Origin of the sequence: Microbacterium sp. (assembly GCF_041641055.1) — a bacterium.
Lineage (GTDB): Bacteria > Actinomycetota > Actinomycetes > Actinomycetales > Microbacteriaceae > Microbacterium.
Map to the genome: position 1 here is coordinate 54,650 of NZ_JBEPZB010000013.1, position 25,776 is coordinate 80,425.

At 68.7% G+C, this 25,776-nt stretch carries 28 protein-coding genes and 1 tRNA gene; 19 read left to right on the plus strand and 10 right to left on the minus strand.

The window, feature by feature from the left end; genetic code table 11:
• Positions 1–31 precede the first annotated feature (31 nt).
• Positions 32–259, plus strand: coding sequence for a hypothetical protein (locus tag ACESK8_RS10095; protein WP_060926708.1), 228 nt, complete (start codon positions 32–34; stop codon positions 257–259).
• Entirely contained in the window at positions 256–714 is a 459-nt protein-coding gene (locus ACESK8_RS10100; protein ID WP_372968472.1) for a RidA family protein, read from the plus strand. The genes ACESK8_RS10095 and ACESK8_RS10100 overlap by 4 nt, the downstream gene beginning before the upstream one ends.
• 72 nt (positions 715–786) lie before the next feature.
• Here the strand turns inward: ACESK8_RS10100 and acs are convergent, their stop codons facing one another.
• The gene (acs, locus tag ACESK8_RS10105; protein ID WP_372968473.1) at positions 787–2,754 is read right to left on the minus strand and encodes an acetate--CoA ligase; all 1,968 of its coding nucleotides are present in this window, start codon (positions 2,752–2,754) and stop codon (positions 787–789) included.
• A gap of 413 nt (positions 2,755–3,167) precedes the next feature.
• Here acs and ACESK8_RS10110 point away from each other — a divergent pair, with 413 nt between their 5' ends.
• The 12 genes from ACESK8_RS10110 (at position 3,168) to ACESK8_RS10165 (ending at position 13,818) form a co-directional block, all read left to right on the plus strand.
• Positions 3,168–4,181, plus strand: a complete 1,014-nt coding sequence (locus tag ACESK8_RS10110) for a TadA family conjugal transfer-associated ATPase (protein ID WP_372968474.1) — start codon at positions 3,168–3,170, stop codon at positions 4,179–4,181.
• Positions 4,175–5,083, plus strand: coding sequence for a type II secretion system F family protein (locus tag ACESK8_RS10115; RefSeq protein WP_372968475.1), 909 nt, complete (start codon positions 4,175–4,177; stop codon positions 5,081–5,083). The genes ACESK8_RS10110 and ACESK8_RS10115 overlap by 7 nt, the downstream gene beginning before the upstream one ends.
• Positions 5,084–5,151: 68 nt before the next feature.
• Complete coding sequence (locus ACESK8_RS10120; RefSeq protein WP_372968476.1) at positions 5,152–5,349, plus strand: DUF4244 domain-containing protein; 198 nt, start codon at positions 5,152–5,154, stop codon at positions 5,347–5,349.
• Positions 5,346–5,693, plus strand: a complete 348-nt coding sequence (locus tag ACESK8_RS10125; protein ID WP_372968477.1) for a TadE family type IV pilus minor pilin — start codon at positions 5,346–5,348, stop codon at positions 5,691–5,693. Before ACESK8_RS10120 ends, ACESK8_RS10125 begins: the two co-directional genes overlap by 4 nt.
• Before the next feature lie 25 nt (positions 5,694–5,718).
• On the plus strand, positions 5,719–6,048 hold the full coding sequence (locus ACESK8_RS10130) for a helicase (protein ID WP_372968478.1): 330 nt from the start codon (positions 5,719–5,721) through the stop codon (positions 6,046–6,048).
• A gap of 99 nt (positions 6,049–6,147) precedes the next feature.
• Positions 6,148–9,006, plus strand: coding sequence for a type I DNA topoisomerase (gene topA / locus ACESK8_RS10135; protein ID WP_372968479.1), 2,859 nt, complete (start codon positions 6,148–6,150; stop codon positions 9,004–9,006).
• Positions 9,003–9,632 (plus strand): dTMP kinase, encoded by a 630-nt coding sequence (gene tmk / locus ACESK8_RS10140; protein ID WP_372968480.1) that lies wholly within the window; start codon positions 9,003–9,005, stop codon positions 9,630–9,632. Before topA ends, tmk begins: the two co-directional genes overlap by 4 nt.
• A 138-nt stretch (positions 9,633–9,770) precedes the next feature.
• Complete coding sequence (locus ACESK8_RS10145; RefSeq protein ID WP_372968481.1) at positions 9,771–10,928, plus strand: DNA polymerase III subunit delta'; 1,158 nt, start codon at positions 9,771–9,773, stop codon at positions 10,926–10,928.
• The gene (locus ACESK8_RS10150) at positions 10,925–12,481 is read left to right on the plus strand and encodes an alpha/beta hydrolase (protein WP_372968482.1); all 1,557 of its coding nucleotides are present in this window, start codon (positions 10,925–10,927) and stop codon (positions 12,479–12,481) included. The genes ACESK8_RS10145 and ACESK8_RS10150 overlap by 4 nt, the downstream gene beginning before the upstream one ends.
• Before the next feature lie 51 nt (positions 12,482–12,532).
• Positions 12,533–12,608 (plus strand) — tRNA-Thr (locus ACESK8_RS10155).
• 83 nt (positions 12,609–12,691) lie between these two features.
• Entirely contained in the window at positions 12,692–13,294 is a 603-nt protein-coding gene (locus tag ACESK8_RS10160) for an isochorismatase family protein (RefSeq protein ID WP_372968483.1), read from the plus strand.
• Positions 13,291–13,818: a DUF1697 domain-containing protein gene (locus ACESK8_RS10165; RefSeq protein WP_372968484.1), complete on the plus strand. Its 528-nt coding sequence runs from the start codon at positions 13,291–13,293 to the stop codon at positions 13,816–13,818. The genes ACESK8_RS10160 and ACESK8_RS10165 overlap by 4 nt, the downstream gene beginning before the upstream one ends.
• Here the strand turns inward: ACESK8_RS10165 and ACESK8_RS10170 are convergent.
• Positions 13,808–14,029 (minus strand): hypothetical protein, encoded by a 222-nt coding sequence (locus ACESK8_RS10170; RefSeq protein WP_372968485.1) that lies wholly within the window; start codon positions 14,027–14,029, stop codon positions 13,808–13,810. The genes ACESK8_RS10165 and ACESK8_RS10170 overlap by 11 nt on opposite strands.
• 25 nt (positions 14,030–14,054) lie before the next feature.
• Between ACESK8_RS10170 and ACESK8_RS10175 the strand changes: the two genes are divergently transcribed.
• Positions 14,055–14,576: a CGNR zinc finger domain-containing protein gene (locus tag ACESK8_RS10175; protein ID WP_372968486.1), complete on the plus strand. Its 522-nt coding sequence runs from the start codon at positions 14,055–14,057 to the stop codon at positions 14,574–14,576.
• A gap of 23 nt (positions 14,577–14,599) precedes the next feature.
• Here the strand turns inward: ACESK8_RS10175 and ACESK8_RS10180 are convergent, their stop codons facing one another.
• From ACESK8_RS10180 to ACESK8_RS10190, 3 genes are all read right to left on the minus strand, one after another.
• The gene (locus tag ACESK8_RS10180; protein WP_372968487.1) at positions 14,600–15,148 is read right to left on the minus strand and encodes a type 1 glutamine amidotransferase domain-containing protein; all 549 of its coding nucleotides are present in this window, start codon (positions 15,146–15,148) and stop codon (positions 14,600–14,602) included.
• A 120-nt stretch (positions 15,149–15,268) separates the two neighbouring features.
• Positions 15,269–15,772: a hypothetical protein gene (locus ACESK8_RS10185; RefSeq protein ID WP_372968488.1), complete on the minus strand. Its 504-nt coding sequence runs from the start codon at positions 15,770–15,772 to the stop codon at positions 15,269–15,271.
• Positions 15,773–16,297: 525 nt separating this feature from the next.
• Positions 16,298–16,954 carry a fasciclin domain-containing protein gene (locus tag ACESK8_RS10190; RefSeq protein ID WP_372968489.1) on the minus strand — a complete coding sequence of 219 codons (657 nt, stop codon included), beginning with the start codon at positions 16,952–16,954 and terminating at the stop codon, positions 16,298–16,300.
• A gap of 223 nt (positions 16,955–17,177) precedes the next feature.
• Here ACESK8_RS10190 and sigK point away from each other — a divergent pair, with 223 nt between their 5' ends.
• The 4 genes from sigK to ACESK8_RS10210 all read left to right on the plus strand — a co-directional run bounded on the left by sigK (position 17,178) and on the right by ACESK8_RS10210 (position 20,318).
• Positions 17,178–17,777, plus strand: coding sequence for an ECF RNA polymerase sigma factor SigK (gene sigK / locus ACESK8_RS10195; RefSeq protein ID WP_372968490.1), 600 nt, complete (start codon positions 17,178–17,180; stop codon positions 17,775–17,777).
• Positions 17,774–18,592, plus strand: a complete 819-nt coding sequence (locus ACESK8_RS10200) for an anti-sigma factor domain-containing protein (RefSeq protein WP_372968491.1) — start codon at positions 17,774–17,776, stop codon at positions 18,590–18,592. The genes sigK and ACESK8_RS10200 overlap by 4 nt, the downstream gene beginning before the upstream one ends.
• 28 nt (positions 18,593–18,620) lie before the next feature.
• Entirely contained in the window at positions 18,621–19,250 is a 630-nt protein-coding gene (locus tag ACESK8_RS10205; protein WP_372968492.1) for a DNA-directed RNA polymerase subunit beta, read from the plus strand.
• Positions 19,251–19,433: 183 nt separating this feature from the next.
• Positions 19,434–20,318 (plus strand): aminotransferase class IV, encoded by an 885-nt coding sequence (locus tag ACESK8_RS10210; RefSeq protein WP_372968493.1) that lies wholly within the window; start codon positions 19,434–19,436, stop codon positions 20,316–20,318.
• Between the two features lie 205 nt (positions 20,319–20,523).
• Here ACESK8_RS10210 and ACESK8_RS10215 read toward each other — a convergent pair whose 3' ends face one another.
• From ACESK8_RS10215 to pstS, 5 genes are all read right to left on the minus strand, one after another.
• Positions 20,524–21,411 carry an endonuclease domain-containing protein gene (locus ACESK8_RS10215; protein WP_372968494.1) on the minus strand — a complete coding sequence of 296 codons (888 nt, stop codon included), beginning with the start codon at positions 21,409–21,411 and terminating at the stop codon, positions 20,524–20,526.
• 247 nt (positions 21,412–21,658) lie between these two features.
• Positions 21,659–22,438: a phosphate ABC transporter ATP-binding protein PstB gene (pstB, locus tag ACESK8_RS10220; RefSeq protein WP_372968495.1), complete on the minus strand. Its 780-nt coding sequence runs from the start codon at positions 22,436–22,438 to the stop codon at positions 21,659–21,661.
• Positions 22,439–22,472: 34 nt separating this feature from the next.
• Positions 22,473–23,570, minus strand: a complete 1,098-nt coding sequence (gene pstA, locus ACESK8_RS10225) for a phosphate ABC transporter permease PstA (protein ID WP_372968496.1) — start codon at positions 23,568–23,570, stop codon at positions 22,473–22,475.
• 1 nt (position 23,571) lies between these two features.
• A complete protein-coding gene (gene pstC / locus ACESK8_RS10230; protein WP_060926584.1) occupies positions 23,572–24,537 on the minus strand; it encodes a phosphate ABC transporter permease subunit PstC in 966 nt (321 codons plus the stop codon).
• A gap of 129 nt (positions 24,538–24,666) precedes the next feature.
• The gene (pstS, locus tag ACESK8_RS10235; RefSeq protein WP_372968497.1) at positions 24,667–25,770 is read right to left on the minus strand and encodes a phosphate ABC transporter substrate-binding protein PstS; all 1,104 of its coding nucleotides are present in this window, start codon (positions 25,768–25,770) and stop codon (positions 24,667–24,669) included.
• Positions 25,771–25,776 lie beyond the last annotated feature (6 nt).

The window sequence follows — 25,776 nt, forward strand, 5'->3', positions numbered from 1 at the left end:
GCACGCGCTGATGCGGCCAGACAGGAGTGCCATGACCACGTGGGAGTACCTGACCACGCCTCTGCTGATCCACAACACCGCCGCGATCCTCAACAACTGGGGCAAGCAGGGCTGGGAGCTCGTGCAGGTCGTCCAGGGGCCGGAAGGCGGGCTCGTCGCCTACTTCAAGCGCCCGGTGACCGCGGATGCCACGGGCAACGCCGCAGGGCTCGCGGCCGCCGCCGAGGCATCGCGCCAGTTCGAGGGAGGCGCGGCATGAGCGTCTCCGCACGCCTGACCGAGCTCGGCATCGAGCTGCCGACCGTCGCCGCCCCGGTGGCGGCGTACGTTCCCGCCGTCGTCCACGACGGTCTCGTCTACACGTCGGGTCAGCTGCCCTTCACGGACGGCGCCCTGCCTGCGACGGGGAAGGTCGGCGCCGAGGTCTCGGCCGATGACGCCAACGCCTATGCCCGCACCTGTGCGCTGAACGCGCTCGCCGCGGCGGCCGATGCGGCGGGCGGTGTGGACCGGATCGCGGGAGTCCTGCGGGTCGGCGGATTCGTGGCATCCACCCCGGAGTTCACGGGCCAGCCGGGCGTCATCAACGGCGCGAGCCTGGTGCTGGGCGAGATCTTCGGCGACGCAGGACGCCACGTCCGCGCGGCCGTCGGCGTGCCGGTGCTTCCTCTCGACAGCCCGGTCGAGGTCGAGGTCTCCTTCATCCTCGCCTGACGCATCCATGCAGAACGCCCCCTCCCGGATCGGGAGGGGGCGTTCTGCATCCGGTCCTGTTCGACCTGGGCCTTACTTGACCTGCGCCGAGATGATGCTCATCACTGCGGTGTCGGCGAGCGTCGTGGTGTCGCCGACCTCGCGGCCCTCCGCCACGTCTCGCAGCAGTCGCCGCATGATCTTGCCCGAGCGGGTCTTCGGCAGCTCGCCGACGATGTAGACGTCGCGGGGGCGGGCGATCGCGCCGATCTGCTCGCCGACCCAGAGGCGCAGCTGCTGCGCGAGACCGGCCGGATCATGCGCCGAGAGGTAGCTCTCCTTGATGATGACGAAGGCGACGACCGCCTGACCCGTGGTCTCGTCGGCGGCGCCGACGACTGCGGCCTCGGCCGTCGCCTCATGTGCGACGAGCGACGACTCGATCTCGGCGGTCGAGAGGCGATGGCCCGACACGTTCATGACGTCGTCGACGCGTCCCAGCAGCCACAGGTCGCCGTCGTCGTCGAGGCGCGCACCGTCGCCGGCGAAGTAGTACCCCTGCTTCTCGAACTTCTCCCAGTAGGTCTCCTTGTAGCGCTCGGGGTCGCCCCAGATGCCACGGAGCATGCTCGGCCAGGGCTCGGTGATCACGAGCAGGCCGCCGTTGCCGTTGCCGACCTCTTCGCCGGATTCGTCGACCACGTCGATCGATATCCCGGGCAGCGGGACCTGCGCCGAGCCGGGCTTGGTCGCCGTCACGCCGGGCAGTGCCGAGACCATGATCGCGCCGGTCTCCGTCTGCCACCAGGTGTCCACGATCGGCGTCGTGCCGGCACCGATCACGTCGCGGTACCAGATCCAGGCCTCGGGGTTGATCGGCTCGCCGACCGAGCCGAGCAGACGCAGCGACGACAGATCGAACTTCGCGGGAACGCTGCGGCCGATCTTCATGAAGGAGCGGATCGCGGTCGGCGCGGTGTAGAAGATCGAGACCTTGTACTTCTCGATGATCTCCCACCAGCGACCGGGGTGCGGGGAATCGGGGGTGCCCTCGTAGATCACCTGGGTCGCGCCGTTCGCCAGCGGGCCGTAGGTCACGTAGCTGTGCCCGGTGATCCAGCCGATGTCGGCCGTGCACCAGTAGACGTCGGTCTCGGGGTGCAGGTCGAACACGTACTTGTGCGAGTAGGCCGCCTGGGTGAGGTACCCGCCGGAGGTGTGCAGGATGCCCTTCGGCTTCCCCGTCGTGCCCGAGGTGTAGAGGATGAAGAGCGGGTTCTCGGCCGGGAACGCCTCGGCGGTGTGCTCGGCGGATGCCGCGGGCACCACGTCGTGCCACCACAGGTCACGGCCTTTCTGCCACTCGACCTCGTTCTCGCCGCGCTTGACGACGAGGACGTGCTCGACCGTCTGCTGCTCGCCCTCGCCGCGGTCGGCGAGAGCCTGGTCGACGGCAGGCTTCAGCGCGGAGACCCGGCCCTTGCGGTAGCCGCCGTCGGCGGTGATGACGAGCTTGGCGCCCGCGTCGTCGATGCGAGAGCGCAGGCTGTCGGCGCTGAACCCGCCGAACACGACGGAGTGGATCGCGCCGACCCTGGCGACCGCCAGCATCGCGGCGACGGCCTCGGGGATCATCGGCAGGTAGATGGCGACGCGGTCGCCGTGGCCGACGCCGAGTCCCTCGAGCACGTTGGCGACGCGCTTGACCTCCTCGGTCAGCTCGGCGTACGTGAGGGTGCGCGAGTCTCCGGGCTCGCCCTCCCAGTGCAGCGCGACGCGGTCGCCGTTGCCGGCCTCGACATGGCGGTCGAGGCAGTTGTAGGCGACGTTCAGCTCCCCGTCGTCGAACCACTTCGCGAACGGCGGTGTCGACCAGTCGAGCACCTGCGTGAACGGCTTGTGCCATTCGAGGAGCTCGCGGGACTGCTCGGCCCAGAACGCCTCACGGTCGGCAGCGGCGCTCTCATACAGGGCGGGTGACGAGACCGATTGCGCGACGAATGCCTCGGAGGGCGGGAACTGGCGGGTCTCATCGAGAAGATGGTCGATCTGGCTGCTCATCGGCAGGCGCTCCTTTGCGGCATGGCAGGTCGTGCGGGCATGGTCGCGCGGGGGCGCGATCAGGTCAGGGCGAATCTAGTCTCGGCCACCGACAGCGCATACTGCCGAAAGTCGGTAGTGCGACGGGTTTTGTCAGGACGGTCGCCTTGCGTACACTCGACGACAGCCGAATTCTCATTCTGGCCTTGGCGCGCCCGATGCCCCCATCGTGCGTCGCGCCGTGGGCGGCATCTCATTCCCCCCGTGAGATGCCGCCCATCTCTTTGGGAGCGCTCTCGGCTCTCCCTCGACGCAGAGCGGGTCGACGCGTTCCCCCTCTGCACTGATGCCGCGTCTTCGGGGTTGCTCACAACCGCTGAAGGGCCGAGGTTTCTCGTCCTCGCAGCGCCGGCTCGCGCGCCTAGCTTCAGGGGATGCCCGATCCCTTCGTCATCCGACCTCGCGGCGAGTCGCCGTGGGATGCCGGTGTCGTGCGTGAGGGCCAGCAGCCTCTCGACCTCGACCCGGTGTTCGGTCCGCTCATCGAGCACTGCGCCGATGAATCGGTGACGGACGTCTTCGTCAACGGCGCGGCAGGACTCTTCGTCGACAGGGGGCACGGCACGGTGCGGGTGCCGTCGTGGAGCGCGTCCGAACGCGAGGTCCGAGATCTCGCAGTCGCCCTCGTCGGTCTCGGCGGTCGACACCTCGACGACCAGGCTCCCTGCGTCGATGTCAGGCTGGACTCCGGCATCCGGGTGCACGCCGTGCTCGCGCCCGTCGCGACGTCCGGCACGGCTCTGTCGATCCGGATTCCCCGTGTGCGCGCGGCCGATCTCGCCGCACTCGCCGCGCTCGGTGCCCTCGATCCGGGGCAGCACGAGTGGCTGCTGGAGCTGGTGGCTGCGCGAGCGAACATCCTCATCACGGGTGGCACGGGCACAGGCAAGACGACGCTGCTGTCCGCGCTGCTGACCGAGGTGCCGGCGGACGAGCGCATCATCACGATCGAGGACGTCGCCGAGCTGCGCCCACGACATCCGCACCACGTCGCCCTCGAAGCCCGACAGCCCAACCTCGAGGGAGCAGGCGGCATCACGCTGTCCCGCCTGGTGCGCGAATCGCTGCGGATGCGTCCGGACCGTCTCGTGGTGGGGGAGTGCCGAGGCGAAGAGGTCAGAGAGCTGCTGACCGCGCTGAACACCGGCCACGACGGAGGTGCCGGCACCCTGCATGCCAGCGGGCTGAGCGATGTACCGGCGCGGCTCGAAGCGCTGGGCGCGCTGGCCGGGATGGATGCCACCGCCCTCGCTCGCCAGGTCGTGAGCGCTATCAGCGTCGTCCTGCATCTGGAGCGCGGCGCCGGTGGACGGCGGCGGGTCGCGAGGGCGGGAACATTCGCGCTCGCAGGGGAACGTCTCGCGATAGAAGAGGTGCATCCGTGGTGAGGTGGCGGCGGCGCGCGCACCGAGCAGCGGATGCGGATCCCGCGGCCTCCGTGCAGACGCTCGCCGTGCTGCTCCAGGCAGGTGCTGCACCGCACGCCGCCTGGCGACATCTCGCCTCGATCAGCGACCCGAGCGCCGAGAGCATCGTGCGGCGGCTCGATGAGGGAGCACCCCTGGTTCCGGCCATCGAGGCGGAAGGTGGGCATTGGCGGGACCTCGCCGCGGCGTGGGAGGTCGCGACCATCGTCGGCGCACCACTCGTCGACGTGCTGCGCGCGATCGCGGAAACCCTGCGCGACGCCTCGTCCGCCGCCGACGACGTGCGCATCGCGCTCGCCGAACCGGCCGGGACGGCCAGGCTGCTGCTGTGGATGCCGTTCGCCGGTCTGCTGCTCGGCTTCGCGCTCGGGTTCGACACCCTCGCCGTGATCGGCACTCCCCTCGGAGCAGCCTGTGTCGGAGGAGGACTGCTGCTCGTCTTCGCGGCGCGGGTGTGGACGCGCCGCCTGCTGAGTCGGGCGCAGCCCAGCCTCGGCACACCGGGAATGCAGGAGGAGCTCCTCGCGGTGGCGTTGTCGGGCGGGGCGTCGATCGAACGGGCTCTGAGCCTCGTCGGCGTCAGCGCGGTGCCCCGCGACGGCGCTGACGGGGGTACGGGCGACGACTCGCGCATCCGGTCGGTCCTGGAGCTCTCTCAGACGGCCGGCGTCCCCGCCGGCGAGCTGCTGCGTGCCGCTGCGGGACAGGCACGCCACTCGGCGCGGATCGAAGGCCGGCTGCGGGCAGCGAAGCTGTCCACCGCGCTGCTGATACCCCTGGGCGTCTGCACGCTCCCGGCGTTCCTGCTCCTCGGCGTCGCGCCCCTGCTGTTGAGCGTTCTCGCATCGACCCCGCTGCCGTGATGCACAGTCATTCGTCGACCCTGACCACACCCCAGGACGCGCCGCGTCCGCCAGAGAAAGAAGGACACATGAACACCCTCCCTCCGCTTACACATCGCCGCTCGGCCGCCCTGTTCGGCGACGACGGCGGCGCCGCCACGGCGGAGTACGCCATCACCACCATGGCCGCCGTCGCGTTCGCCGGCATGCTCGTCGTGATCATGAGGTCGGACGAGGTGCGGGGCATCCTCACCGATCTCGTGCGCCGCGCTCTCACGGTGTCGTGAGATACGCACGGCAGAGCGACGACCGAGGCTCCGCAGCGGCCGAACTCGCGTTGGCGCTCCCTGCGGTGGTGCTCGCACTGCTGCTCGGAGCGGGAGCCCTCGGAGCGGCGTCGCGCCAGGTCGCCCTGCAGGACGCGGCGGCCGATGCTGCGCGCCTGCTGGGGCGAGGAGAGGGTGCGGGGGCTGCGATCCGCGTGGTCTCCGCCGCCGTGCCGGGAGCCGGCATGTCGAGCCGCACCTCGGACGACCTCGTCTGCGTGAGCGCGCGCTCCGTCGTGGCGATCGGCGGGCTCATCCGCATCCCGCTCGAAGCGTCGAGCTGCGCGCTCGCCGGGGGACTCTGATGCGGACCGCCGAGAGGGGGTCGTGATGGCGGGTTCCGCACTCGCCGCAGGAATCCTGTCGGTCGCCGCAGCGTTGTCCCTCGGCCTCGCCGCCGTCGGAGGTGCCGCCGTCACGGCGCAGCGAGCAGCGGGTGCGGCCGACGCCGCGGCTCTCGCAGCGGCCGACGCGGCCAGCGGGGCGGTCGCCACCGCGGAGGCCCCGTGCACGCTCGCCGCCCGCGTCGCCGCCGCCTCGGCGGCGACGCTCACGGAGTGCTCGCTCGACGGCTTCGTGGCGACCGTGCAGGTGAAGGCGGCGTACGCTGGACTCGCTGCCGTCTCCCGAGCCCGTGCTGGGCCACCCGAGGGGACATGACGGCGGCGCGAAGCACTTTCCCGCGAAAATGCAGGCGATCTCCGTGGACCAACCCATCACGGCGGTGTGTATGGTGTGCTTCGAAGAAAGGATGCTCCCTTGGCTGAAGGCAAGAAGCTCGTCATCGTCGAGTCTCCGACGAAGATGCGGTCGATTCAGGGGTACCTCGGCGACGGCTACGAGGTGCTCAGCTCCGTCGGCCACATCCGCGACCTCGCAGACAAGAAGGACATCCCCGCCGCCGACAAGCAGGCGTACGGGAAGTACTCCATCGACGTCGACAACGACTTCGACCCTTACTACGTCGTCTCCGATCGCAAGACCAAGACGGTCGCCGAACTCAAGCGCGCGCTCAAGACGGCGGACGAGCTCCTGCTCGCCACTGATGAGGACCGCGAGGGCGAGGCAATCGCGTGGCACCTGCTGGAGACGCTGAAGCCCAAGGTGCCCGTCAAGCGCATGGTCTTCCACGAGATCACCAAGGACGCGATCCAGGCGGCCATCGGCAACACCCGTGAACTCGACACCGACCTCGTCGATGCGCAGGAGACCCGCCGCATCCTCGACCGGCTGTACGGCTGGGACGTCTCCCCGGTGCTCTGGTACAAGGTCAAGACCGGCCTCTCCGCCGGACGCGTCCAGTCCGCGGCCACCCGCATGATCGTCGAGCGGGAGCGCGAGCGCATGGCGTTCGTCTCGGCCGAGTACTGGGATGTCGAGGCGCTCGCCTCGTCGACGTCCGGGTTCACGGTGCGGTTGGTCAGGGTCGACGGCGGGCAGCTCGCCCGAGGCACCGACTTCGACGACGACGGAAAGCTCAAGAAGGCCGTCGTCATCCTCGACGAGCAGAAGGCCGCCCAGCTCGCGCTCGCCGTCGACGCGGCCGGCACCGGTGCGGTCACCAAGGTCGAGGCGAAGCCCGGAACCCGCAGCCCCTACGCCCCTTTCACCACCTCCACCATGCAGCAGGAGGCGGGCCGCAAGCTCTCGATGAGCGCCAAGCAGGCGATGAGCGTCGCTCAGCGACTGTACGAAAAGGGTTACATCACCTATATGCGAACCGACTCGGTCGCGCTGAGCACCCAGGCGGTGCAGGCTGCTCGCAGCCAGGCCGTCGCGCTCTACGGTGACAGCGCCGTGCCGCTCAAGCCGCGCGTCTACAAGTCCAAGAGCAAGAACGCGCAGGAGGCGCACGAGGCGATCCGTCCCTCGGGAGAGACCTTCCGCACGCCCAAGTCCGTCGCCTCGGAGCTCGACCGCGAAGAGCACCGCCTCTACGACCTGATCTGGAAGCGCACCGTCGCCAGCCAGATGGCCGACGCGAAGTACGAGACGACGACCGTCACCATCGCGGTCGACGCCGCGGGGCAGAACGCCGAGTTCACCGCATCCGGAACCGTGTACACGTTCAAGGGCTTCCTCGAGGCGTACGAGGAAGGGCGCGACGAGAAGCGCAACGACAAGGACGCCGAGGCGAACCAGTCTCTGCCCGCCGTCGCCGTCGGCGACCGGCTGCGCATGTCGGACTCGGAGGCGAAGGGTCACCGCACCACCCCGAAGCCGCGCTACACCGAGGCCTCGCTCGTCAAAGCCCTCGAGGAGCACGGCATCGGCCGCCCGTCGACCTTCGCGAGCATCATCGGCACCGTGATCGACCGCGGCTACGCGACCAAGCGCGGCCAGGCGCTCGTGCCCACCTGGCTCGCGTTCAGTGTCGTCAGACTGCTCGAGGAGCACTTCGCCGACCTCATCGACTACGACTTCACCGCCGCACTCGAAGACGACCTGGATGCGATCGCCCGGGGCGAGCAGAAGCGCGTCGAGTGGCTGCGTTCCTTCTATTACGGCTCCGACTCGCACGTCGGCCTCCGTCAGGTCGTCGACAACCTGGGTGAGATCGACGCCCGTGCGCTGAACTCGACGCCGATCACAGAGAACGCGACGCTGCGCTTCGGCAAGTACGGTCCCTACCTCGAGGTCGCGAACCCCGAGGCGCCGGACGAGAAGCCGCGCATCGTGAACGTGCCGGAGGACCTCGCGCCCGACGAGCTTACGGCGGCCAAGGCGCAGGAGCTCATCGACGCCCCCGTCGCGGGAGACCGTGTGCTCGGCACGAACCCCGACAACGGCAAGATCGTCGTCGTGAAGGACGGCCGGTTCGGCCCCTACGTGCAGGAGAACGACCCGGTGTCCGAGGACGCCGCCGTCGACGAGGCGACCGGAGAGGTCGTGGAGGCGCCCAAGCCGAAGCGCGGAGGGAAGAAGGATGCCGCGCCGAAGCCGCGCACGGCGTCGCTGTTCCGCTCGATGTCGGTCGACACCATCGACCTCGACACGGCGCTGCAGCTGCTGAGCCTTCCGCGCGTCGTGGGCGCCGACCCGGAGACGGGCGACGAGATCACCGCGCAGAACGGTCGATTCGGGCCGTACCTGAAGAAGGGCACCGACTCCCGGTCGCTCGAGAGCGAGTCGGAGATCTTCGACGTGACGCTCGAGAAGGCACTCGAGATCTACGCCCAGCCCAAGTACGGGGCAGGATCGCGCCGCGCGTCGAGCGCTCTCGCCGAGTTCGAGGCCGACCCGGTCAGCGGCAAGCCGATCCGCATCCGCGACGGCCGCTTCGGCGCCTACGTCACCGACGGCGAGACGAACGTGACCATCCCGCGCGGTCAGAAGGTCGAGGACATCACCTTCGAGACCGCCGTGCAGATGCTCGCCGACAAGCGCGCGAAGGGGCCGGCGCCCAAGCGCGGTGCCGCGAAGAAGGCACCGGCCAAGAAGCCGGCCGCGAAGAAGCCGGCGGCGAAGAAGCCCGCCGCGAAGAAGCCGGCCGCCAAGAAGGCTCCCGCCACGAAGACAGCCGCGAGCGATGCCGAGAAGGCTGCGGCTCGGTCGGCTGCCGCCAAGAAGGCAGCGGCGACGCGTGCGGCGAACGCGGCGAAGAAGGCCGGTTCGTGACATCGGACCCCGGTCTCTGGATCACGCTCGAGGGCGGCGACGGCTCGGGCAAGACCACGCAGTCGAACCTCCTCGCGGACTGGCTCGTGGAGACCGGCCGCACCGTGCTTCGGACGCGTGAGCCCGGAGGTTCGGACGTCGGTCAGCTGATCCGCGAGATCGTGCTGCACCACCGAGGCGACATCGCTCCCCGCGCCGAGGCGCTGCTGTACGCGGCGGATCGTGCGCACCACGTGGCCACGGTCGTGCGTCCGGCGCTGGCGCGGGGCGAGGTCGTGCTGCAGGACCGCTACCTCGATTCATCCGTCGCCTACCAGGGCGCCGGCCGCGTGCTGGACGGTGCGGAGATCCGCGACCTGTCGCTCTGGGCCGCCGAAGGGGCGCTGCCCGACCTCACCGTGCTGCTCGATCTCGACCCGGAGGCGGCGCGCGTGCGCCTCGACTCGGCCGACAAGCCGTTCGATCGCCTCGAGGCGGAGAAGACCGAGTTCCACGCTCGGGTGCGTGATGCCTACCTCGACCTCGCAGCCGCGGAACCCGATCGCTTCCTCGTACTCGACGCGGCCGGAACCGCTGAGTCGATCGCCGATCGGATCCGCGAGCGCGTGTCCGCTCTGCTCGACTGAGCGCCGGGGTCGCCCGGCTGAGCGCCGGCATCGCCACGGCTGAGCGACGGCGTCGCCACGGCTGAGCGCCGGCATCGCCACGGCCGCCGACCTTGCCCGCATGCCGTGCACGTCGGTGCTCCCGATTAGGCTGAGGGAATGCCCCAGACTGTCGCCGCTCCGTTCCCGTGGGCTGACGTGTGGGGGCAGGATGCCGCCGTCGAGACGCTGCGGAGCGCGGCATCCGATCCGTCCGCGCTCTCGCACGCGTGGCTCATCACCGGGCCGCCCGGTTCCGGGCGCTCCACGCTGGCGTACGCCTTCGCGGCAGCGCTGATCGCCGACCACCCCGATGACGAGGCGGCGATGCGCCAGGTCCTCGCCGGCACGCACCCCGATGTGACGGCGCTGCGCACCGACAAGGTCATCATCACGATCGCCGAGGCCCGCGCTCTGGTCGAGCGCTCCTACTTCGCGCCATCAGCCGGACGCTACCGCGTGATCGTGGTCGAGGATGCCGACCGCATGGTCGAGCGCACCTCGAACGTCCTGCTGAAGGCACTGGAGGAGCCGCCGGAGCAGACGGTCTGGATCCTGTGCGCGCCCAGCGAGGCCGACCTGCTCCCGACCATCCGCTCCCGGGTCCGCTCGCTGCGGCTGCGAGAGCCCGACGTGGCCGACGTCGCCCGCCTGATCACGCTGCGCACCGGGGTCGACGAGGTCGTCGCCGAGCAGGCCGCACGTCACGCCCAGCGGCACATCGGCATGGCCCAGCGCCTCGCCACCGACGATGCTGCGCGCCGGCGGCGAGACGAGACGCTGCGGTCGGTGCTCGCGGTGCGCGGCGTCAGCGACGCGGTCGAGGTCGCCGGGCGCATCATCCAGGCCGCGACCGACGACGCCAAGGCGCTGACGGCCGAGCGTGACGCCGCCGAGCGTGCCAGCCTGCTGCGCACGGTGGGCATCGCCGAAGGGCAGGCGGTCCCGCCCGCTCTCCGCTCGCAGATCTCTGCCCTCGAAGACGACCAGAAGAAGCGTGCGACCCGCAGCCTGCGCGACGGCATCGACCGTGTGCTCACCGATCTGCAGTCCCTGTTCCGTGACGTCGTCATGCTGCAGTTCGGCCGGGGAGACGCCCTCATCAACCGTGAGCTGCGCGAGGACTTCGAAGCGCTCGCTGCCGCCTGGCCCGAGACCCGTACGCTTGTCGTACTCGACCACCTTGCCGATACGCGCCAGTCGCTGGAGCGAAACGTCGCACCGCTGCTCGCCCTCGAGAGCTTGCTCGTGACTGTCACGAGCGGGAGGACACCGTGAACAATCGACCGACTTCCCGTCTGCGCCGCGCCGTCGCGGTGATCGCAGGGCTGGCCGCCGCGTCCGTCGCACTCTCCGGGTGCCTCTACGCGATGATCCCCGAGCAGGCCGATCCCCAGCCCTCGGTCACGAACGCCCCCGACACCGACGGCGTCGCGGAAGACCTGATGCCCTTCTACGGGCAGACCCTGACCTGGACGGAGTGCGGTACCGGCTTCGACTGCACGGATGTGACCGCGCCGCTCGACTGGGAGAATCCCGGCGAGGGAGACATCACCCTCTCGGTCGTGCGCCATCAGGCGACCGGCACCGCGCAGGGCTCGTTGCTCACCAACCCCGGAGGGCCGGGCGCCAGCGGTGTCGAGCTGATCCGCGACAGCCTCGACTTCGCGGTGGGTGCCGATCTGATCGAGAACTACGACGTCATCGGGTTCGACCCGCGCGGCGTCGGGGAGTCGACCGCGGTGACCTGCTTCGACGCGGCCGACATGGACGACTACCTCTACACGATCCCGGAGGCGAAGCGAGGCAGCGCCGAGTGGGAGGCCGAGCTCCTCGAGGCTCACCAGGAGTTCGCCGACGCGTGCGAGGCCAACAGCGACGGCATCCTGCCGTACATCACGACGATCAACGCGGCACGCGACATGGATCTGATCCGCGCGGTCCTCGGCGACACGGAGCTGAACTACCTCGGCTACTCGTACGGCACGTTCCTCGGTGCCACCTACGCGAGCCTGTATCCGGAGAAGGCCGGACGCCTGGTGCTGGACGGCGCGATCGATCCCGCGGTCTCCGGCCTCGAGGTCGGCGCGACGCAGGCGCTCGGCTTCGAGTCGGCGTTGCGCGCGTACATGCAGGACTGCCTCGACTCGGGGGAGTGCCCGTTCAACGGCTCGGTGGATGAGGCGATGACCGATCTCGGCGCGCTTCTCGCGAGCGTCGACGCGTCGCCTCTGCAGAACGGCGACGGACGGATGCTCGGGGCCGATGCGCTCATGACCGGCATCATCGCCGCACTGTATTCGGCGGACAGCTGGTCGTACCTCACGCAGGCGTTCGACGAGGCGCTGCAGGGCGACCCGACGACCGCGTTCGTCCTCGCCGACTTCTATAACGGCCGCGAGAACGGCTCTTACCTCGACAACTCGAGCGAGGCCTTCCGCGCCTACAACTGCATGGACTACCCCGTGGAAGACGACCCGGCGGCGGAGGCGGCGACCGAGGCGGAGATCACCGAGGGCGCCCCCACGATCGCGCCGTACTGGAACGGTCCGGACTCCTGCTCGGTGTGGCCGTACCCGCCCACCGGAACGCGTGGCGAGATCACCGCAGAGGGCGCAGGCCCGATCCTCGTCGTGGGCACCACGAACGATCCCGCGACGCCGTACCAGTGGTCCGAATCGCTCGCGAAGCAGCTCGAGGAGGGCGTCCTCATCACGCGCGTGGGCGAAGGCCACACCGGATACAACAAGGGCAACGTGTGCGTCGACGACGCCGTCGAGGCCTTCCTGCTCGACGATGTCGTGCCCGAGACCGACGTCCGCTGCGAGTGAGACGGGCTCGATTCGCGGTGCGGCTCCGGAACGGGTAATATCGTTCATCGCGCCGCTTTAGCTCAGTCGGCAGAGCATTTCACTCGTAATGAAAAGGTCGTCAGTTCGATTCTGACAAGCGGCTCCAGCAGGCCCCGTGATGCGAAAGCATCCCGGGGCCTTTTGGTTTCCATCTTGGGGAGCTCGCGTACTGCGGCGTACGCTCGGTGCATGGGCAGAGCGCTTCTCATCGTCGACGTGCAGAACGACTTCACCGAGGGCGGTGCGCTGGCCGTCGCCGGCGGGGATGCCGTGGCATCCGCCATCTCCGCCTTCCTCTCGGCGCACGCGGGCGACTACCGCGTGATCGTCGCCTCCCGCGACTGGCATGACGCGGAGGGCGACAACGGCGGTCACTTCGCCGAGGATCCGGACTACGTTGACACCTGGCCGGTGCACTGCGTCGCCGGCACGCCAGGAGCGGACTACGACCCGCTGCTCGTGACGGACGCCGTCACGCACCACGTCCACAAGGGGCAGGGGCGGCCCGCGTACTCGATGTTCGAGGGAGCGACGGATGCCGGTGAGACGGTCGGCTCGATCCTGACCGCTGCCGGTGTCCTGCAGGCTGATGTGGTCGGCATCGCCACCGACCACTGCGTTCGCGCATCGGCCCTCGATGCGATCGCGCACGGTGTGCAGGTGCGTGTCCTCACCGACCTGATCGCGGGGGTGGCGTCGGAGCCGAGCGCGGCGGCACTCGCCGAACTCGCCCACGCCGGTGCCGAGCTCGCCCAGGCGAACCCCGAGTCGGCGGAGAGCGGGACTGCGTGACGCGCAGCGTCCTGCTCCTGCGGGCCGTCAACGTCTCCGGCCGCAATCGCGTGCCCATGGCGGAGTTGCGGGCGTTGCTCGCCCCTGACCTGGGCGAGGTGTCGACCTACATCGCGAGCGGCAACATCGTCTGCGACCATCCGTCCGATCCAGCGGCGGCCTGCGCGCGTGTGCGTGCCCTGATCGCTGCGGAGTTCGACGTGGGCACCCCGGTGGTCCTCCGCACGCACGATGCGCTCGTCGCGTCGGTGCAGCGGCAGCCCTTCACGGACGCCTCAGAGAAGATGCTGCACGCCATGTTCCTTGAAAGCCCCGCGTCGTCCGGCGCGGTCGAGGCTCTGCAGGAGCGTCTCGTGCCGGGGGAGCGGATCGCGCTCGTCGGCGATGACCTGTGGATCGACTACGGGGAGGGCGGGGTGCACAGCACGAAGCTCACCAAGGCCGTGCTCGATCGGGTGCTGGGTGTCGCCGGCACGGCCCGTAACCTCCGCACGGTGCGCCGGCTCATCGAGCTCACGGCCTGAACGCGTCGGGATCCCCGGTCGTCTCGCGGCTGAGCGCCGTGGGCGGCGTCTGCGAGTGCGTCTGCAGGTCGACACGGTGCGCCGAGCATCCGGTGCAGCTGACGTACACGACGACGCCCTCGCTGGTCGGATGCCGCGAGTCGACGACCCACGCGTGCTCGTGCGGCCGAGCGGTCTGGCGGGGGATGGGGAGGGTGTGCAATGAGGTCATGCATCCAGCGTGATGTAATGGCCTTATGCATCTCAACCCTTACGGCGAGTACGCCGTGCTGCTGGCCGCATCACTCGCGGACGAGTTCCCCGCCGACCGGGCCGGCATCGAGGAGCGCACCCTGCGGATGGGGATGACGATGACCTTCCCGCCCGCGCCCGACGACCACGAGCGTGTGCGGGAGGTCGTCGACGACTGGCTGCGGATCGTCGACGCGGAGGATCCTGCTGCGCGTGCGGAGATCCTCAACGCGCAGATGGTGCAGGCCGCGGCGTATCCCCGTCTGACGAACCACGACGGAGAGGGCTGGCACCTGCACTATCGCGACGATGTGCAGTCGCTGCCGTACGTGCTGCGCGCGATCTTCGCCGTCGGCACGTCACTGCACCTGGTGACGCGGGGGATGGATCGGCTGAGCCGCTGCGAGGCGTTGCCGTGCACGAACGTGGTCGTCGATGTGACCCGTAACGGCCGTCAGCGCTTCTGCTCGGTGCGCTGTGCGAACAGAGCGGCGGTCCGGCGTCACAGGGCGCGCGCAGGCGCCTGACACCGGACCGCCGGAGGCTCGGATCACGCGGTCTGTTCGGCGTGCTTCCCCTCGGCGACCTCTTCGATCAGCTTCGCGTTGAAGGCAGGGAGGTCATCGGGGGTGCGGCTCGACACGAGTCCGGCGTCGACCACCACCTCTTCGTCGACCCAGGTGGCTCCTGCGTTGCGGAGGTCGGTCGCGAGGCTCGGGTAGCTCGTCAGCGTGCGTCCGTCGACCACACCGGCCTCGATCAGGATCCAGGCTCCGTGGCAGATGACGGCGACGGGCTTGTGCTGCTCGAAGAACGAGCGGGCGAGGTCGATCGACGGCTTGTCGAGCCGGAGGTGATCGGCGTTCACGACGCCGCCCGGCAGCACGAGCGCGTCGAACTCGTCGGCCGTCGCCTTCTCCGAGGTGAGGTCGACGTGCTGCACGTGACCGTTCTTGCCGGTGATCTGCTGTCCGTCCGGCGCGATGAGCGTCGCGCTCGCGCCTTCGCCCTGCACCGCCTCCCACGGACTGGTCAGCTCGCTGTCCTCGAATCCGTCTGTCGCGAGGAATGCCACTCGGCTGTCGGTGAGAGTCGCCATGATGCGTCCTTTCGTGGGGATGGATGTCCCGGATGGGGACGCCACGACTCTCTCGCACCGGACGGATGCCGTTAAGGGGCTGGCCGGATCCGGTCGGCGGTGATAACGGTGGGCCTGCGGTCAGCGCGGGGCGAGACGGCCGGCCATCGCACGGGTACGCCAGTCGCCGTCCATGCGCTCGTAGGTGACGATCGCGTGACAGTTGCGGCAGCGCACGTCGCACTGGCGGATCTCCTCCGCGATCGTGCGAATGCTGAATCCGTTCCGCACCAGCTGCATCACCGCGTCGCGTTTGGGTGCACCGGGCCGGTGGTCGAAGTCGAGGACACGGAGATCTCCGACGCCACAGTCCGCGCAGGGGTGGGCGAGCAGGTACTGGGCGATGAAGGACAGGCTCCTCGCGCGCTGCGCATCTGTCCTGGCGCGGATCACTGCGATGTGGTGCTCGCGCCTGTGGGCGTCGTACCGGCGGGAGGACTCACGATTGCAGTCGCGGCACACCTCTTGCAGGCCGTCCGCTCGCGAGGACTTGCGGTTGAAATCCGTACCCGGCTTCGACGTACCGCACGTCCCGCAGCGCTTGAGCGACGCAGGTGATACGCCGACCGATGCCTCATCGCTCATCTCGCCTCCCGGAATGGAGCGAGGGTACCGCGAGGTACCGACACCGACATCGGTCTGCGACGCGCGGTGAGTGGTCTCACATGGTGGGCCCTGTGGGGATCGAACCCACAACCCGCGGATTAACCTGCCACTTCGACTTTCGCCGCCATCCTCACGGATGTTCGTGGTCTGGACTGTCCCTTCACCATGGCTCTCGCCGTAGGTGCCACCCGTCCAGTCTCTACACCTTCCGGACTTGCGTCCGGCTTGGCTCGGGATCGCCATCTGTCTCCAGGAAGGGTTCCCCGACTTTGAGTGGTGTCATCCCCGGAGTTTCCCCCGGGGCGCTCCTATTTCGTTGAAGTCCGCTGCTCTGCCAATTGAGCTAAAGGCCCGTACGTCGGCCCGAAGGTCGACCGTTTCATCCTAGCTTGCGCAAAGAAGGAGCCGCTGACGACGTATCGTCAGCGGCTCCTTCTCCATCTCGCCGACCTCCCCCGATCGGCCAGATGGCTTACCGAGTGTCCGTCTCGGCGTTCCCGTGCCTTACTCGGCCGGGGGCATCAGCACCGAGTCGATGAGGTACACGGTGGCGTTCGCGGTCTGGACTCCACCGCAGATGATGTTGGCGTCGTTGACCATCAGCTCGTCGCCGCTGCCGGTGACCTCGAGGTCAGCACCCTGGACGGTGGCGTGGGTTCCCACGATGTCCTCGGGCATGACCTGGCCGGGAACCACGTGGTACGTCAGGATCGAGCTCAGCGTGGCGCTGTCGGTCTTGAGTGCCTCGATGGTGGCGGGGTCGATCTTCGCGAAGGCGTCGTCGACCGGTGCGAAGACCGTGAACTCGTCGCCGTTGAGCGTGTCGACGAGGTCGACATCCGGGTTCAGCTGACCGCTGACTGCCGCGGTCAGGGTCTTGAGCAGGGGGTTGTTGGATGCGGCGGTGGCGACCGGGTCAAGAGCCATGCCCTCGACGGATCCTGCGCCGTCCGGCACAGCCTCGGCGTATGCCGCGCAGCCGGGGCCGACGAGGTTGGCTGCCGGGTCCATCGTCTCGGGGGCCGTCGTCTCGGACGACTCGGGGGCCGTCGACTCTGCCGGCTCGTCGGTGGTTCCACCCATGGAACATGCGGAGAGCAGGAATGCGCTCGCCAGCCCGAGGGTGATCGCTGCGGTGACCTTCTTCTTGGTGCTGAACATCTCAAGCTCCTTCAGAACTCAGCCACGGCCTCTCCGTGGCGTTGACAGTCGTTCGGAGCCCCCCGGAGATCGGATGGGAAGAATCGAGAACTTTTTTCGCGGACGCGGATTCCAATCCGTCTCGGGGGGTCACAGCGAACAGCTTTCGACGACGAGCACTTAAGAGGACTCGTTTCCGTCTCTTTCGGGCGTCGGATGCAGGGGAAAGCGTGGTGGATGCGGCATGCTGGTAGAGATGGTCATCGATGGGATGGACGTACCGGAAGACGGTACGGCACGGGATGCTGTCGCTGACCTGCTCGTTCGCATCGGCGACGGTGACCAGCGCGCATTCGCGGAGCTGTACGACTCGCTCTCCTCCCGCGTCTTCGGCCTCATCCTCCGGGTCCTCGTGAACCGCTCGCAGAGCGAGGAGGTGCTCCAGGAGGTCTTCCTGGAGATCTGGCAATCCGCTTCGCGGTTCGCTCCGAACAAGGGGCAGGGAAGAACCTGGGTGATGACGATCGCGCACCGTCGTGCGGTCGACCGGGTACGGGCATCCCAGTCCAGCGCGGACCGGGATGTGCGGGCCGGGTTCAGGGATATCGGGGTCGCGCATGACAGTGTCGCGGAGACGGTGGAACTGGGCATCGAGGGCGAGAAGGTCGTTCACGCACTCTCAGGCCTTCCTGAGGCACAGCGCGAAGCTCTCGTCCTGGCCTACTACGGCGGTTACAGTCAGAACGAAGTCGCGGCGCTCGTCGGAGCACCGCTGGGGACCATCAAGACACGGATGCGAGACGGACTCTCGCGCCTCAGGACCGCTATGGGGGTGACGGCATGAACGAGCAGGAATTCGCAGAACTGGCAGCAGGCGCGGCACTCGATGCGCTGTCGCCCGACGACCAGCAGCGGTACCACGCTGCGCTCGCGGCGCATCCTGAATGGCAGCGCATCGCAGACGAGGATGCCGACAGCGTCGCGTTCCTCGCCGAGGGCACGCCGCCCGCCGCTCCTTCGCCCGACATCCGCGCCGCGCTGCTCGCTCGCATCGCCGTGACGCCGCAGGGTGGCGACGTGATCGTCCCCGACACGGTGCCGGATGTCGTTCCCGAGACCTCTTCCGCCTCCGCAGCGGATGCCGGTGGCACGGCTGACACGCCGCCGAGCGCCGACGGGGCCGCAGCCCCGAAGGCTCCGGCCCATCGACTGCGCATCCTGTTCGCGCTCGCCGCATGCCTCGCGCTGCTCGTCGGCGTGGGTGCCGGCGCCGTCGCGATCAACTCGTACGTGAACCGGCCCGCCAGCGTCGTGGCGCTGGAGGACATCCAGGCGGCCGGAGACGCGCAGCAGGCCAGCGTCCCGATCGAGGGCGGCGGAACGGCGACGGCGCACTGGTCGGCGTCGCTCGGCAAGTCGGTGCTGGTCACCGACGGCATCCCCGCGCTCTCCGAGGGCGAGACCTATGAGCTCTGGTACGTCCGAGGCGAGACTCCGGTCTCCGCGGGTGTCTTCGCGGCGGATGACGGGGAGGCGACAGCCGTCCTCGCGGGCGACATGCAGGCCGGTGACGTCATCGCGGTGACGATCGAGCAGGACGGCGGATCTCCCTCCGGACTCCCCACCACTGATCCGGTCCTCGCGATCCCGACGGCCTGACGCCTCGGATGGCGCGTACCCTGGACTGATGCCTGAGCAGTTCTCCCGTCCCGTGCGGCGTCCTACGAGCGCCTTCGACAACATCGTCGGCAGTCATGACCCGGCGGAGGAGTCACGGATCGCGCATGCGACCGCATCCGCTCTGCTGACCCGGGTGCGCGCGGACGAGAGCGGCGTGAGCGCCGATCGTCTCGTCGCGTTCACGGATGAGCACGGCATCGACGAGATCGCGGAGCTGTGGTCGAAGTCGCCGTCGCGTACCCTTCCGGGGGCGCTGTGGCGGTTGTATCTGCTGCAGCTCGCGATCCACGGCGACCCGCAGACGGCTGCCCTGCTCTACGAGCGGGGGAGAGTGGAGCTGCCCTCGGTCGATGCCGCGATCGCCGGTGCGCCGGTACCCGCGAACCCTGACGAGCTCGTGGCACTCATCGATGCGATCCTGCGCGGAGCGTTCCGGGGCGATTTCGCCGTGGCCCTCGATCGAGCTGCGGCGTTCTGCAGGGTGCAGGCCTCCGGAGCCACTCACACGGCGGACGACTACGAGCCGACCGAGCCCGCGCGTGCCACGGAGCTCACGACCCGGGCGCTTCGGTTGAGCAGCTACGCCCAGGACCTGTCGGCCTCGGCCGTGCTCTGGCGCATGGATGCGCTGTCCTGACGGGTCCGGCCGACCGGTGCAGGCGGCGATGCGCCCCGGACATGAGAAGACCGGGCCGCAAGAACGCCTCTCGGCGGAAGGCCGCTCGCAGCGGCAATATTTGGAGCCCGGGGTTATGCGGCCCGGCCATTCCAGTGTAACAAGATCACCGCGTACCTATTCCCGGCCCCCTAGGCTCGGAGCATGACCCGGCGCTTCGCACTGATGATCGATCCCGCGGCTGCGGACGACAGCCGCTCCGACTTCGCCGACACCTTCACTCTGGTGGATGCGGCGGCCCCGGCGCTGAGCGTGGGGGAGCTGAGCACGCAGCGCGGAGACGGAGTCTTCGAGTCGATCGGGGTGGTGGACGGCCACGCACAGGAGGTCGTGCCTCACCTCGAGCGGCTCGCGCACTCGGCGCAGCTGTGCGACCTGCCGATCCCGCATCAGGCCCAGTGGCGGCAGGCCGTCGAGCGTGCGGCGGCACACTGCGAGGAGGGCGAGTATGTCATCAAGCTCATCCTCAGCCGCGGGGTCGAGCACGGACCGACGCCGACCGCCTGGGTGACGGCGGCTCCGGCATCCGACTTCTCCGTCGTCCGTGACCGGGGGATCCGCGTGGTGACTCTCGACCGCGGCTACGACCTCGACATCGCCGAGCGTGCGCCATGGCTGCTGCTGGGCGCCAAGACGCTGTCATACGCGGTGAACATGGCCGCCCTGCGCGAGGCGCACCGGCGCGGGGCCGACGACGCGATCTTCCTCTCGCGCGACGGCTTCGTGCTGGAGGCGCCGACCGCCTCCCTGATCCTGCGTGTCGGCGACCGATTCGTCACGCCGGAGCCCAATGGCGGCATCCTGCACGGGACGACGCAGCTCAGCGTCTACGAACACCTCGCCGGGCGGGGCTTCGCGGTGGAGTACGGGCGGATCCCGGCATCCGATCTGCCCCGAGCGGATGCCGCGTGGCTGGTCTCGAGCGTGCGCCTCGCCGCCGCGATCACCGCCGTCGACGGTGTGGACCTGCCGGTCGATCGCGCCCTCACCGCCGAGCTGAACGAGTACCTCCTCTCGCCGCGCGACTGAGCGCGTCGGGCGTTGCCCGGACAACCCGATGCCCGTGCCCCTGCACCGGCGTGCCGCATCTCCGTGCGAGCACAGCTTCGGAGATGGCCCGCGACACGCGGTGTTGCAGAGCCTTGGGCCGGCGCGTCTCGGTGTCGCATCCGAAGTTGTGCCCGCACGAAGGCGGGGCTGATCTCGCCGTCGGCTGGCGTGACGCCAGGAACGGTCAGGGCGTCCGCCGGAGTGCCATGGTCGCGACGATCGCGCTCTCGACGAGCTCCCAGTCGTGGACGACCATCGCGTAGTCGAAACGCAGCGTCGGATGCCCCCATCCGGCCGACGACGCGTCGCGGGTCAGATCCCGATGTCGGTGCGACTCGGAATCATGGTTGCCTTTGCCGTCGGTCTCGATGATCAGCCACTCCTCGATCATCAGGTCGACGATGCCGGTGCCGATGACCCGTACTTGCGCGCGCACCGTCCAGCCGAATCGCCGCAGCCGGAGGCGGACCAGCGACTCCAGACCGCTGTCGGCGTCCGCACGGGAGAACGTGACGAGGTCTCGCACTGCGGCATTTCCGTGGCTCTTCAGCCAGGAGAGGTCGCGCTCCGTGACAAGACCGAGACGACGGGCGGACTCCAGTACGACGAAGAACGCTTCATCCCCGACGCACCCGTGGATCTGAAGGAGAACTCGAGTGATCGGAGGGAGGGCGAAGTTCTCCGGGGAGGGTCCTGCATCCCAATGGCGGACGCAGTCGCACTCCCCGCTGGCACCTGTGTGGTGATGCCGATCGGAGCGGAGCCAGACATGCATCCGGGGCCTGCTCAGCACCCAGAGGCCGAGGTGTCGCGCCGCAGACTCGCATCCGAGCGATCCGCCGTGCTCTGCAGCCTCGACGGCGGCGATGCAGGCGGTCGACGATGCGTAGATCCCGCGGCGCACGCGTCGAAGCTCACCCCGTCGCACGGCCCCTTCCAGATCGCGCCGTGACCGGCGCGCCCGCAGCTCTCTCCAGGTCCAGATCTCCACAGATGACGAGGCGCACATCGCGACATCATCGCTCCGTGCGGCACCCATCAGCTGCCGCGCGAACGGCCTCTGTGTAGACAACCTCCGCCTTCCTAGGTGTGCAGAAGGAGTGCCGTCGTGCGCTCTCCGAGCACGGCTTCGGAGGAGAGACAGGAAACGCCGTGCATCCAGACGGATGCACGGCGTTTCTGTAGCCGGGTCCGAAGTTGTGCCCGGGAAAAGAGAAAGGGAGGAGAGGGAAAGGGAGGAGAGGGAAAGGGAGGAGAGGGAAAGGGAGGAGGGGGGAAAGGGAGGAGGGGGAGGAGGGGGAGAAGGGAAGAGGGGATGCTCAGCCGAAGCGGCCGGAGACGTAGTCCTCGGTCGCCTGCACCGACGGCGTGGTGAACATCGTGCGGGTGTCGTCGTACTCGATGAGCTTGCCCGGCTTGCCGGTGCCCGCGATGTTGAAGAAGGCGGTCTTGTCGGAGACGCGGCTCGCCTGCTGCATGTTGTGGGTGACGATGACGACCGTGTACTGGGTCTTGATCTCGGCGATGAGCTCCTCGATCGCGAAGGTCGAGATCGGGTCGAGCGCGGAGCACGGCTCGTCCATCAGGATCACGTCGGGGGAGACGGCGATCGCCCTGGCGATGCACAGACGCTGCTGCTGGCCGCCGGAGAGGCCGGAGCCCGGACGGTCGAGGCGGTCCTTGACCTCGTTCCACAGGTTCGCGCCGCGCAGCGACTTCTCGACCAGCGCGTCCTGATCGCTCTTGGACATGCGCGTGTTGTTCAGCTTCACGCCGGCGAGCACGTTCTCCTTGATCGACATCGTGGGGAACGGGTTGGGGCGCTGGAAGACCATGCCGACCTGACGACGCACGAGCACCGGGTCGACGCCGGCCCCGTAGAGGTTCTTGCCGTCGATCAGCACCTCGCCCTCGACGCGAGCCCCGGGGATGACCTCGTGCATGCGGTTGAGGGTGCGCAGGAAGGTGGACTTGCCGCATCCGGACGGGCCGATGAAGGCCGTGACGGTGTTGGGCTTGATGTCGATGCTGACGCCTTCGACGGCGAGGAAGTCGCTGTAGTAGACGTTGAGGTCGTTGACTTCGATGCTCTTGGACACGAGAGGGATCCTTTGTTTCAGTCGGGGAGACGGCTCAGCGGCCGTTGATCTTGGGAGCGAACACCTTGGCGATGATCCTGGCCAGCAGGTTCAGCGCCATAACGATGACGATCAGGGTGAGGGCTGCGGCCCAGGCCCGCTCGAGGTAGGCATCGACGGGGATGCCGGGGTACTTGGCCTGCATGTACGAGAACACCGGCAATGTCGCCATCTGTCCGCTGAACATGTTCAGGTTCATCCCCTGCACGATGCCGACGGTCAGCAGCAGCGGCGCGGTCTCTCCGATCACTCGGGAGATCGCCAGCATGATGCTGGTCAGGATGCCGGCGATGGCCGTCGGCAGCACGACCTTGATGATCGTCAGCCACTTCGGCACACCGAGCGCGTAGGCGGCCTCGCGGAGCTCGTTCGGCACGATGCGCAGAAGCTCCTCCGACCCGCGCACGACGACCGGGATCATCAGCACCGAGAGCGCCAGCGAGCCCATGATGCCCATTCGAGTACCCGGCCCGACGATGATCGAGAAGACCGAGTAGATGAACAGACCGGCGACGATCGACGGGATTCCCGTCATGACGTCGACGAGGAAGGTGATGCCGCGGGCGAGCCTGCGACCTTCGCCGTACTCGACGAGGTAGATCGAGGTCATCAGACCGATCGGCACCGAGATGATGGTCGCGCCGAGCGTGATCAGGAGCGTTCCGTAGATGGCATGGATCGCGCCGCCGCCCTCGCCCACGATGTTGCGCATCGAGAAGCTGAAGAACTCCCCGTCGAAGCGCATGAGGCCGTTGATGACCACGGTGTACAGGAGCGAGATGAGCGGCAGGAGGGCGACGACGAAGGCCCCGGAGACGAGCGCCGTCATGAGCCGGTCGATCGCGTGACGGCGGCTTTCGACCACCGACGAGATGACGAAGATCAGCACCATGTAGAACACGAGCCCGACGACGAGCGTGAGAGCGATGTTGAAGTCGGCGGGGTCGTTGCCCGCGTTGACGAACGCGAAGACCGTTGCCGACACCGCGAACGCGCCCAGCAGGAGCGCCCACGGGGCCCACTTGGGCAGGTGGCCGGCCGACGTGATGTGCGTCGGCGTCGCGACAGGGGTGGGAGTGAGTGTGGCGGTCATGTCAGTTGGCTCCCGAGAACTCGGCACGGCGCGAGACGATCCAGCGGGCCACGAAGTTGACCGCGAAGGTGACGATGAACAGGATCAGACCGGCGGCGATGAGCGTGTTGACGCCCTCGTCGTGAGCCTCGGGGAACCGCAGGGCGATGATCGCGGGGATCGTCGTGGGGTTCTCGGGGTTGATGAGGTTGAACGTGACGATGCCGAGCGGCGAGAGGACGAGCGTCACGGCCATCGTCTCACCGAGGGCGCGTCCGAGGCCGAGCATCGCGCCGGAGACCATGCCGCTGCGGGCGAAGGGGAGCACGGCCATCCGCACCATCTCCCAGCGCGTCGCGCCGAGGGCGAGCGCCGCCTCCTCGTGCAGCTTCGGGGTCTGCAGGAAGACCTCGCGGCAGATGGCGGTCATGATCGGCAGGATCATCACGGCCAGGACGAGGGATGCCGTGAGGATCGTCTTTCCCGTCCCGGACGGGGTGCCGCTGAAGAGCGGGATGAATCCCAGGTTCTCGTTGAGCCACTTGTAGAAGGGCACGAGCATCGGGGCGAAGGTGAGAGCACCCCACAGACCGAAGACGACCGAGGGGACGGCGGCCAGCAGGTCGATGATGTAGCCGAGGAAACCGGCGAGCCGGCGCGGGGCGTAGTGCGAGATGAAGAGCGCGATGCCGATGGCGATCGGGGCGGCGATGACCAGCGCGATGAAGCTCGACCACAGCGTGCCGAAGACGAAGGGCCAGACCCACGACAGGAACGACTGTCCTTCGAGGATGTGGTTGCCGCTCGTGTCGGCGGAGAGCGCCGGGATGGCCTGGACGATGAGGAAGACGGCGACGGCGGCGAGGGTGACGAGGATGATGATGCCCGCTGCCAGCGCCGTGCCGGAGAAGACGAGGTCGCCCCGACGGCGCGGGGTGCGAGACCCGGTGGAACGGGTGGTATCGGGACCCGTTGTGGTTGTGGTCATCGGAGCGACTCCAGGCTCTGAGGGACTTTCGGGGTTTTCATGCGGGTGCCCCCGCGGTGTCGGTCGAGTCCTACGACCGACACCACGGGGGCGTCGGGACCGGAGCTCAGCTGGTTGCTGAGCCCGCGGTCACTCCGTGACGATCGCGTCGATCGCCGTGTTGATCTGGTCGCGCAGGCTGTCCGAGATCGGGGCGCTGCCCGCGGCCTCTGCGGCGGCATCCTGGCCCTCTTCCGAGGCGACGTACTCGAAGTACGCCTTCACGAGGCCGGCGGTCTCGGCGTCGTCGTACTCGACGCAGCCGATGAGGTACGAGACGAGTGCGATCGGGTACGAGCCGGCCGGCGCTGCAGCGGGGTCGACCGCGTACGCGAGGTCGTGGTCGGAGCGACCCTCTTCGAGCGGCGACGCCTCGACGAGGGCAGCGGCTGCCTCGGCGGAGTAGGCGACGTACTCGCCCTCGACCTCGACGGCGACCTGACCGAGCTCGGCGGTGCGCGACGCGTCGGCGAAGCCGATGTATCCCGAGCCGTTCGTGATCGCGTCGACGACGCCGGAGGTGCCGTCGCCGGCCTCACCGGTCTGCAGCGGCCACTCGTCGCTGGCCTCGTGGGTCCACACGTCGGGGGCGACGGCGCTGAGGTACTTGGTGAAGGTCTCCTGCGTGCCGGAGGGGTCCGAGCGGTGCACGGGGACGATCGCCTGATCGGGAAGGTCGACGTCCTCGTTCTGCGACGCGATCGCGTCGTCGTTCCACTTGGTGATGGCGCCCGAGAAGATCTTGGCGATGGTCTCGCCGTCGAGGTTCAGCTTGTCGACACCCTCGAGGTTGAAGGCCACGGCGACCGGGGAGATGTAGACGGGGATCTCGACGATCTCGTCCGAGGCGCAGGAGCCGAAGCCGCCGGCGGTGATCTCGTCGGCGTTGAACGCGCGGTCCGAGCCGATGAAGTTGGAGGATCCCGCGATGAAGTTCTCGCGGCCGGTGCCGGAGCCCGTCGCGGTGTAGTTGACGGTGGTGTCGGGGTTCGCGGTCTGGAAGGCGGCGACCCAGGACTGCTGAGCGGCCTCCTGCGAGGAGGCGCCGGTGGCCTCGATGGTGCCGGAGAGCGTGGACTCGCTCGGCGCGTCGGTGGAGCCGCCGGTGCCGCCTTCGTTCGCGGCACAGCCGGCGAGAGCGAGAGCGGCGACGGCGCCGATGGCGCCGATTCGTGCGATTCGGGAGATCTTCACTGTGGA

Coding starts and splice junctions, on each gene's coding strand:
- ACESK8_RS10160 (WP_372968483.1), top strand. CDS start 12,692: ATGGGCAGAGCGCTTCTCATCGTCGACGTGCAGAACGACTTCACCGAG.
- ACESK8_RS10145 (WP_372968481.1), top strand. CDS start 9,771: ATGCCCCAGACTGTCGCCGCTCCGTTCCCGTGGGCTGACGTGTGGGGG.
- ACESK8_RS10095 (WP_060926708.1), top strand. CDS start 32: ATGACCACGTGGGAGTACCTGACCACGCCTCTGCTGATCCACAACACC.
- ACESK8_RS10110 (WP_372968474.1), top strand. CDS start 3,168: ATGCCCGATCCCTTCGTCATCCGACCTCGCGGCGAGTCGCCGTGGGAT.
- ACESK8_RS10190 (WP_372968489.1), bottom strand. CDS start 16,954: ATGTTCAGCACCAAGAAGAAGGTCACCGCAGCGATCACCCTCGGGCTG.
- ACESK8_RS10210 (WP_372968493.1), top strand. CDS start 19,434: ATGACCCGGCGCTTCGCACTGATGATCGATCCCGCGGCTGCGGACGAC.
- pstA (WP_372968496.1), bottom strand. CDS start 23,570: ATGACCGCCACACTCACTCCCACCCCTGTCGCGACGCCGACGCACATC.
- ACESK8_RS10100 (WP_372968472.1), top strand. CDS start 256: ATGAGCGTCTCCGCACGCCTGACCGAGCTCGGCATCGAGCTGCCGACC.
- sigK (WP_372968490.1), top strand. CDS start 17,178: ATGCTGGTAGAGATGGTCATCGATGGGATGGACGTACCGGAAGACGGT.
- ACESK8_RS10170 (WP_372968485.1), bottom strand. CDS start 14,029: ATGACCTCATTGCACACCCTCCCCATCCCCCGCCAGACCGCTCGGCCG.
- ACESK8_RS10120 (WP_372968476.1), top strand. CDS start 5,152: ATGAACACCCTCCCTCCGCTTACACATCGCCGCTCGGCCGCCCTGTTC.
- ACESK8_RS10180 (WP_372968487.1), bottom strand. CDS start 15,148: ATGGCGACTCTCACCGACAGCCGAGTGGCATTCCTCGCGACAGACGGA.
- ACESK8_RS10200 (WP_372968491.1), top strand. CDS start 17,774: ATGAACGAGCAGGAATTCGCAGAACTGGCAGCAGGCGCGGCACTCGAT.
- pstC (WP_060926584.1), bottom strand. CDS start 24,537: ATGACCACAACCACAACGGGTCCCGATACCACCCGTTCCACCGGGTCT.
- ACESK8_RS10130 (WP_372968478.1), top strand. CDS start 5,719: ATGGCGGGTTCCGCACTCGCCGCAGGAATCCTGTCGGTCGCCGCAGCG.
- ACESK8_RS10205 (WP_372968492.1), top strand. CDS start 18,621: ATGCCTGAGCAGTTCTCCCGTCCCGTGCGGCGTCCTACGAGCGCCTTC.
- ACESK8_RS10175 (WP_372968486.1), top strand. CDS start 14,055: ATGCATCTCAACCCTTACGGCGAGTACGCCGTGCTGCTGGCCGCATCA.
- acs (WP_372968473.1), bottom strand. CDS start 2,754: ATGAGCAGCCAGATCGACCATCTTCTCGATGAGACCCGCCAGTTCCCG.
- ACESK8_RS10185 (WP_372968488.1), bottom strand. CDS start 15,772: ATGAGCGATGAGGCATCGGTCGGCGTATCACCTGCGTCGCTCAAGCGC.